This is a genomic window from Microcystis sp. M090S1, assembly GCF_020246295.1.
In the GTDB taxonomy this organism is placed as follows: Bacteria; Cyanobacteriota; Cyanobacteriia; order Cyanobacteriales; family Microcystaceae; genus Microcystis; species Microcystis aeruginosa.
This window is the reverse complement of the sequence record NZ_JADBTF010000129.1, coordinates 1-5755: the sequence shown is the minus strand read 5'-3', so window position 1 is coordinate 5755 and position 5755 is coordinate 1. Positions and strand designations below refer to the sequence as shown.

General features: G+C 43.8%; 6 protein-coding genes. 5 read left to right on the top strand and 1 reads right to left on the bottom strand.

Annotation, left to right across the window (positions count from 1 at the left end; translation table 11 throughout):
• The first annotated feature begins 451 nt into the window (after positions 1-451).
• From IM477_RS05895 to IM477_RS05875, 5 genes are read left to right on the top strand one after another with little or no spacing between them, the layout of a single operon-like run.
• A complete protein-coding gene (locus IM477_RS05895) occupies positions 452-784 on the top strand; it encodes a YciI family protein (RefSeq protein ID WP_287730897.1) in 333 nt (110 codons plus the stop codon).
• 21 nt (positions 785-805) lie between these two features.
• Positions 806-2347 (top strand): bifunctional pantoate--beta-alanine ligase/(d)CMP kinase, encoded by a 1542-nt coding sequence (locus tag IM477_RS05890; RefSeq protein WP_287730896.1) that lies wholly within the window; start codon positions 806-808, stop codon positions 2345-2347.
• A gap of 2 nt (positions 2348-2349) precedes the next feature.
• Positions 2350-4173, top strand: a complete 1824-nt coding sequence (locus IM477_RS05885; protein ID WP_287730895.1) for a phosphodiester glycosidase family protein — start codon at positions 2350-2352, stop codon at positions 4171-4173.
• 14 nt (positions 4174-4187) lie between these two features.
• Complete coding sequence (locus IM477_RS05880) at positions 4188-4511, top strand: phasin family protein (protein WP_002758682.1); 324 nt, start codon at positions 4188-4190, stop codon at positions 4509-4511.
• A 6-nt stretch (positions 4512-4517) separates the two neighbouring features.
• Positions 4518-5036 carry an FKBP-type peptidyl-prolyl cis-trans isomerase gene (locus IM477_RS05875; protein ID WP_287730894.1) on the top strand — a complete coding sequence of 173 codons (519 nt, stop codon included), beginning with the start codon at positions 4518-4520 and terminating at the stop codon, positions 5034-5036.
• An 83-nt stretch (positions 5037-5119) separates the two neighbouring features.
• Here the strand turns inward: IM477_RS05875 and psb28 are convergent, their stop codons facing one another.
• Positions 5120-5458, bottom strand: coding sequence for a photosystem II reaction center protein Psb28 (psb28, locus tag IM477_RS05870; RefSeq protein ID WP_002758684.1), 339 nt, complete (start codon positions 5456-5458; stop codon positions 5120-5122).
• Between the last annotated feature and the right edge of the window lie 297 nt (positions 5459-5755).

Genomic DNA, 5755 nt, shown 5'->3' with positions numbered 1-5755 from the left:
AGACGGGATACAGCTATTAGGGATCGGATTTGAGTTTTCAGTTCTCTGTTTGCTCACATCAGCAGAAGTCTGACGGAGTAGTGGCTTAGATGTGTAATTAATTGTGCTTAGATACTTATATATTTCGGCACGGATTCCCATTATAATAAAAAGTATAGGTCAAATCGAGGGATTTTGTCAAGTCTTTTTTGCCATTAATCTATATAGGGTTTGCTGAATAATGGTAAAACCCTTTTAAAATAAGGCTTTTGACCTGTTAAAATCCGATGTTCATGCTGCGAAAATCGGATTGAGACCATCAAAAACCTGGCATTATCCTTCTTGTAGTACATAAGTTGGTACAAAAAAGAGAGGGCAACAAAGCCTGAAACTCCCGACGACCGGCTACTGACGACCGGCTACTGACTCCTAACCCCACCAACAAACTTTTTGCCGCAAACCCTATATAATTGTGGGGTTGCTCACCGGTCATTGTCCTGAAAAAAATTATGCCCTAGTTTGTCAAACAAGCCTATGTGCAGCGTTTAATCGAGACAGTCCCGATGCCAAAGTTGGCACCGCCAAGCATGAAAGTGGTACTTTTCCCTCCTGCCCCCTGCCGACCGCCTCTTTTAAGTCAGGACAGGAGACAAAAACGAGTTATTGGACAGAAAGAGGCGATGGGATGTTATTATTTAAAGCCGATTCCCCGGAAGCAGCCGAATCGATCATCGGGCAGCATCCCCTGATTGAAAATGGCTGTGTGGAGTATGAACTGCACGAATGGCGAATAGTAGTGGAATAGGCTATTAAAGGAGTGAACCCTGTGCAAATATTCACAACAATCCCCGGTTTACGCACTTTTTTGGCTGATTATCGCCATGATCGCAGTATTGCCCTCGTGCCAACCATGGGCGCTCTCCATAAAGGTCATGCTAGTCTAATTCGACGCGCAGTGACGGAAGCGGAGGTAACTGTGGTCAGTATTTTTGTTAATCCTCTACAATTTGCCCCCACAGAGGATTTTTCTCGCTATCCCCGCAGCCTTGACAGCGATCGCCAATTGTGTGAATACTTGGGAGTTGCTGCTATTTTTGCTCCCAGTGCGGAAACTTTAGGAATTGGTAATTCTGAGGAGATAACCGCAGTTGTTCCCCCGATTTCTCTGACTAGCGGGTTATGTGGTGCTTTTCGTCCGGGGCATTTTCAGGGAGTAGCCACAATTGTCACCAGGTTATTTAATATAATTGCACCGACGATCGCCTATTTTGGCGAAAAGGATGCCCAACAGTTAGCGATTATCCGGCAATTAGTCAGGGATTTAAATTTAGCGATCGAGATTCGCGCTTGTGCTACAGTGCGAGAAACATCGGGATTAGCAGTTAGTTCTCGCAATCAGTATCTATCGGCCACAGAAAGGGAAAAAGCGACAATTATCGCCCAAAGTTTGCAATTAGCTCTCGAAAGTTTTCGTTTAGGGGAAAGACAAAGGGAAAAACTACTGGCTATTGTCCAAAAAAATCTCGACAGAGTACCAGAATTTCGCTGTCAGTATCTGGATTTAGTCCATCCCCAGAGTTTACAACCGATCGAGCAGATCGAGACAGGGGGACTGTTAGCGATCGCCGGATCGATCGGTCAAACCCGTTTAATTGATAATATAATCTTGCGTCAACGTCGGCCAGTTATCGCTATTGATGGGCCTGCTGGAGCGGGAAAATCGACGGTAACGCGCTTAGTAGCCGAAAAATTGGGGTTAACTTATCTCGATACCGGTGCGATGTATCGCGCGGTGACATGGTTAGTGGTGAATTCCGGTCTGGATTTGTCCGCAGAAGCGGCCATCGCCGAGTTATTATCTTTAGCGAAGATAGCAATAATCCCCGCCGATAGTCCCGAAAATGTGACTATAGTGAAGATTAACGGGCAAGATGTGACTTTAGAGATTCGCTCTCCCGCAATTACCTCGCAAGTGTCCAGAATTGCCGCTCAAAAAGCGGTGCGACAGCAGTTAGTCACCCTGCAAAGACAGATGGGAATGTCGGGGGGAATAGTTGTCGAAGGTCGGGATATTGGTACTAATGTTTTCCCAGAAGCGGAATTAAAGATTTTCTTGACAGCGACACCCGAAGAAAGAGCCAGAAGGAGATTAAAAGACTTAGAAGCGCAGGGAAATGGGGGTATTAGTCTCGCAGAATTAACCCAAGAGATTGAAAAAAGGGATTATTTGGATAGTAATCGCTCCCTAGCACCCCTGCGAAAAGCTGCAGATGCGATCGAAGTTAATACCGATCATCTCAGTATTACAGAAGTCACGGAAAAAATCATTGCTCTTTATCATCTTAACCAAGGTAATTTAGGGAGATAATTATGCAGTTAAATTACCTGACTTTATCATCTATCTGTTTAACGGTAACTTCCTTGATAATTCTTGGCAGTCCAGCTATATCTTTAGCCGATCATAGATCACCAATAACTTTAGCTGCTAGGGATTTATCGAACCAGCAACAGGGACGAACAATTATTCTTAATGGTCGTTCTTTGTCCGTACCTTGGCGACAGTGGACAGCAGCAAATAGTACCAGAATCGCCATGAGTGACACGGGAGCAAGACAATTATTCGGCATGGATTTTCTTAGCACAAATGATCCAAAAAAGCAACCGATAAACTGGTTTAATTTACAAACTTTATCAGCTAATTTGATCAATTCCGATCGCTGGCTAGACGTTACGGATATTTTACTAACAATGGGGGCAACAACCACTATTAATGGTGATAGTTTAACTATTAACTTTCCTGCTCCTCAGATGCAAGATATTCAGCTAGAAAATTATGGAGCAGTACAAAGGATTATTATTCAACTCGATCGCCCGACCTTTTGGCAAGTTAGTCAGGCAAAAAATCAAGCAGTGATTACCCTAGAAGGAAATGCCCAGCAATCCCTTATCTCTAAGTTTCAACCCCAAACTATCAGCAACAGTAATCAAAATAACGATGAAGATGATCTAGGTAACTCCAATAATAACTTACCCACTCAGATCACTTCCTTAGAAAATAATGGGGTGATCAGTCGTTTAAAAATTAACCTTCCCACTGCCTACGGATTACAGATCAGCAGTGTGGATAATCCTCCCCGAATTATCATTGATTCTCGTCCCGATGCTATGGATGAAAAGCGCATTGTTTGGCAACCAGGGTTAATCTGGAATCAAAAATATATCCAGTTAGACAAAGATTGGTTTCCCGTGACTTGGTTAGAAATCGATCCCAGAAATCCTCAGATAACTATTAAACCAATCACCGCTAATTCCACCTCAGTGCGCGGCACTAATCCCCTGATCACGATTAATAGCGAAAGTAATGCGGTAGCGATGATTAATGGCGGCTTTTTTAATCGTAATAATCAGTTACCTTTGGGGGCAATTCGTGTGGATGGCAAATGGTTATCCGGACCAATTTTAAACCGAGGAGCGATCGCATGGGATAATCGTGGTCAGATCAGGATCGATCGCCTTAGTTTAGAGGAAACTCTCATTACTGCCACCGGACAACGTTTTCCCCTAACCCAGTTAAATAGTGCTTTCCTGACAGCCGGCTGCAGTCGTTATACTCGCGATTGGGGGAGTAATTATCATCCCCTCACCGAGCGCGAAACCGGGTTAGTCGTTCAAGGCGATCGCGTGACGGAGAAATTAAATAATCTTTTCCCACAGGACAGTATCGCCATACCGGAAAACGGCTATTTAGTCATCTGCCGAAAGACAGATATTAATTTAAATATTGGTGAAAGAGTCAACCTCGATAGCGTCACCCTACCGAGAGATTTTGCTGATTATCCCCAGATTTTAGGTGCTGGCCCCCTATTATTGCAGAATGGGCGCATAGTTTTGGATGGAAATGCCGAAAAATTTAGTCCTGCATTCCAAAATCAACAAGCTTCCCGCAGTGCGATCGCAGTCAGCCGAGAAGGAAAAATTTTGCTAGTGGCTATCCATAATCGTGTCGGGGGACGGGGGGCAAGTTTAGGCGAATTAGCCCGAATTTTGCTGTTAATGTCGGCAAAGGACGGTTTAAACCTAGATGGGGGGAGTTCCACGGGGATAACTTTGGGGGGTTATCTACTCGATCGCTCTGCCGTTACCGCCGCAAAAGTCCATAATGGAATAGGGATATTTTTGTCCCCGTCTCCTTGAAAGGTGTGAAAACAATGGATAATAGCGACTGGATTAAACAATTGCTGCTGATGGGTATTGGCACTACTTCCATGGTGGCAGAAAAGATCAAAGAAGTGAGCGACGAATTAGTAAAAGACGGTAAAATCAATTCCGATCAGGCTAAAAACTTTGTCGATGATCTGATGACACAGATGAAGTCTGAACAAGGGAGCTTCGAGAATAACTTAGAACGCTATATCCGCAATATCTTGCAGGATTTAGGGGTTCCCCGACAATCGGAAATGGATGAACTGCGGGGAAGGATTGATAGATTAGAACGGCAGGTGAGAGACTTAGAGAATAAACTCTGGCGTTAGGGAACTATGAAATCAATGCGCGAAATCTTGCTCAGTTTTGCTATTATTGCGGTTTGTGGCTTATTTTTAATCGTTGCTTCCCTCTTTGGTGGAGGGGAAAAAACCAATGCGATCGCCGCAGAAATCGATCCACCCGCTATCACTCAACCTATTAATAAGGAAATCATCTCCATGGATTTAGATCAAGCAGTCACCACCGATTCGGGACTAAAATACATCGATATCGTGGAAGGAACCGGAGAAACTCCCCAAAAAGGCCAAAAAGTGACTGTTCACTATACGGGAACCCTGACAGACGGCAAAAAATTCGATAGTTCCAAGGATCGCAATCAACCTTTTACCTTTACCATTGGAGTTGGTCAAGTGATCAAAGGATGGGATGAAGGAGTGGCATCGATGAAAGTCGGTGGGCAGCGTACCTTAATTATCCCCCCAGAATTGGGTTATGGTGCGCGGGGTGCCGGTGGGGTAATTCCTCCCAACGCGACTTTACTTTTCGATGTGGAATTGTTGGCAGTTAAATAGGTTTTTCTTCTGATTTCTTACCTCTACCCGCATCGATCCCGAATGCGGGTTTTTTGACAAATTGCCGAAAGCTAAGGGCCAAATCAGGAAGATTTAGTAAATTCTAGACCGTTTTCGCTACCGTAACGTTCCATAAAACGCATAAAACGATCCCACTCTGCGGGAGAATTGAAAATAACCGTAGCTTCGATCGCCGTGGGTTTACCGTTGATGAATTTGCCTTTTACTTCCCTGGTGACGATTTCCCCTTCCTCATCAATGAGATACATCCCCGTGATTTCCTCGGTTTGTTGATCTCCTAGGATAGTCGGTTGCTCAAAATAAAATTTTGCCGATCCTTTCTCCCCCGTTTTAGTGCGACTTAAGCGGATATCGGGAACAACAGGTTCTTTTAACCCCTTGGAAAACTGAATTTCTGCCATTACTTTTCTTTATCCTTGTCATGAAATACACATTTCTAGATCATCTCACACCAAGTCGCAAGTAAAAAGCAGATGGGACAGCATAAGCTCAAAATATCAATACCAATATCATTTTTCCTTATTCGTAGCAGGCCTATCCATTAGTCATACTAAATCCGGCTCTTCGGGAATTGTTATGCAAATAATTAACTTAAAATAAAATTCGATGAGAGCAACTACGCTCAAAAGTAGCTGAAATTCATACAGGAAAGGACTTAAGGCACAAATAGGTTAATACCAAAAGATAGACAATTGAGT

Bases quoted from the DNA above. Each gene is read 5' to 3' on its own strand.
- IM477_RS05885 (WP_287730895.1), top strand. From the start codon at position 2,350: ATGCAGTTAAATTACCTGACTTTATCATCTATCTGTTTAACGGTAACT.
- IM477_RS05880 (WP_002758682.1), top strand. From the start codon at position 4,188: ATGGATAATAGCGACTGGATTAAACAATTGCTGCTGATGGGTATTGGC.
- IM477_RS05875 (WP_287730894.1), top strand. From the start codon at position 4,518: ATGAAATCAATGCGCGAAATCTTGCTCAGTTTTGCTATTATTGCGGTT.
- psb28 (WP_002758684.1), bottom strand. From the start codon at position 5,458: ATGGCAGAAATTCAGTTTTCCAAGGGGTTAAAAGAACCTGTTGTTCCC.